Source organism: Rhodanobacter thiooxydans LCS2 (genome assembly GCF_000264375.1).
Taxonomy (GTDB): Bacteria; Pseudomonadota; Gammaproteobacteria; order Xanthomonadales; family Rhodanobacteraceae; genus Rhodanobacter; species Rhodanobacter thiooxydans.
The window spans coordinates 1-235 of the sequence record NZ_AJXW01000049.1 but is presented as its reverse complement, the minus strand read 5'-3'; the positions used below and the strand labels follow the sequence as shown (position 1 = coordinate 235).

Annotated in this window: 1 pseudogene; it reads right to left on the bottom strand. The window is 77.9% G+C overall.

Annotated elements, in window-relative coordinates:
* Positions 1 to 235 (bottom strand): annotated as a pseudogene (locus UUA_RS19625) (hypothetical protein); the annotation flags it as partial.

The window sequence follows — 235 nt, the reverse complement described above, 5'->3', positions numbered from 1 at the left end:
GCGCGCGGCACCGGCGTGGCGCGCGCGGCTGGTGGCTCGATCGGCTCGCGGGTCTGGGTCGGCGAGCGCGGCGACAGCGGGGCATCCGGCACCGCCGGTGCCGGGTCCACGTCGCGAGGGCGCGTCGGCACCCCGCCTTCCTCGGTCACCGGCATCGACGGCGCGCGCTGCAGCGGTTCGAACAGCGACGGCAACCGCGGTGCCAGCGCAGTGTCGCCACCGATTGCGCGTGCCG